2 protein-coding genes are annotated in these 1,534 nt (G+C 66.6%); both read right to left on the reverse strand.

Going from position 1 to position 1,534, the window contains the following annotated elements:
- A partial coding sequence (locus ACYVHH_RS18310) for an electron transfer flavoprotein subunit alpha/FixB family protein (protein WP_460566898.1) occupies nt 1–854 on the reverse strand: 854 nt, incomplete at its 3' end.
- An 18-nt stretch (nt 855–872) separates the two neighbouring features.
- Nucleotides 873–1,534 (reverse strand): electron transfer flavoprotein subunit beta/FixA family protein (locus tag ACYVHH_RS18315; protein ID WP_460566900.1); only part of this gene is annotated, 662 nt, incomplete at its 5' end.

Genomic DNA, 1,534 nt, shown 5'->3' on the forward strand with positions numbered 1-1,534 from the left:
GGCGCCTCCGGGTCCTTGTTGATCGCCACGATCACCTTGGAGTCCTTCATGCCCGCCAGGTGCTGGATGGCACCACTGATGCCGCAGGCGATGTACAGCTGCGGCGCCACGATCTTGCCGGTCTGGCCCACTTGCAGGTCGTTCGGGGCGTAGCCCGCGTCCACCGCCGCACGGCTGGCACCGATGGCCGCACCCAGCTTGTCGGCCAGCGGGGTGATGACTTCGTTGAACTTCTCGCTGCTGCCCAGTGCGCGGCCACCCGAGACGATGATCTTGGCTGCCGTCAGCTCGGGGCGTTCGCTCTTGGCGATCTCGCTGCCCACGAAGCGGCTCTTGCCGCTGTCAGCCGCTGCGGCCTGGGTTTCCACGGCAGCGCTGCCGCCTTGGCCCGCGGCGTCGAAGCCGGTGGTGCGCACGGTGATGACTTTCACCTTGTCGGCGCTTTGCACGGTGGCAATGGCGTTGCCCGCGTAGATGGGGCGCTCGAAGGTGTCGGGGCTCACGACCTTGGTGATGTCGCTGATCTGGGCGACGTCGAGCTTGGCGGCGACGCGGGGGGCCACGTTCTTGCCACTGGCGGTGGCGGGGAAGAGGATGTGGCTGTAGTTGCCAGCGATGGCGAGCACCTGGGCCGCGACGTTCTCGGCCAGGCCGTGGGCCAGGCTGTCGCCGTCGGCGTGGATGACTTTGGCCACGCCTTGGACCTGGGCGGCGGCTTGGGCGGCAGCGGCAGCGTTGTGCCCGGCTACCAGCACGTGCACTTCACCACCGAGCTGGGCGGCGGCGGTGACGGTATTGAGCGTGGCGCCCTTCAAGCTGGCGTTGTCGTGTTCTGCAATGACGAGTGCGGTCATGATTCTTCCTGTCCTTCTTCAGATCACTTTGGCTTCGTTCTTGAGCTTGTCCACCAGGGCAGCGACATCGGCCACCTTGATGCCGGCCTTGCGCCCGGCGGGCTCGGCCACCTTCAGGGTCTTCAGGCGCGGGGTCACGTCCACACCGAGGTCTTCGGGCTTGACGGTCTCCAGCGGCTTTTTCTTGGCCTTCATGATGTTGGGCAGGGTGACGTAGCGCGGCTCGTTCAGGCGCAGGTCGGTGGTGACCACGGCGGGCAGCTTGACGCTCAAGGTCTCCAGGCCACCGTCGATCTCGCGGGTGACGCTGGCTTGGCCGTCTGCCACTTCGACCTTGCTGGCGAAGGTGGCCTGCGGCAGGTCGGTCAAGGCAGCGAGCATCTGGCCGGTCTGGTTGGCGTCGTCGTCAATGGCTTGTTTGCCCAGAATCACCAGGCCGGGCTGTTCCTTGGCCACCAGGGCAGCCAGCAGCTTGGCCACGGCCAGGGGCTGCAGTTCGGCATCGGTTTCCACCAGGATGGCGCGGTCGGCGCCGATGGCCATGGCGGTGCGCAGGGTTTCCTGGCACTGCGCCACGCCGCAGGAGACGGCGATCACTTCAGTGGCCGCACCCTTCTCCTTCAGGCGCACCGCCTCTTCCACCGCGATCTCGTCGAACGGGTTCATGCTCATCTTGACGT

It is taken from the genome of Hydrogenophaga aquatica, from assembly GCF_054780915.1.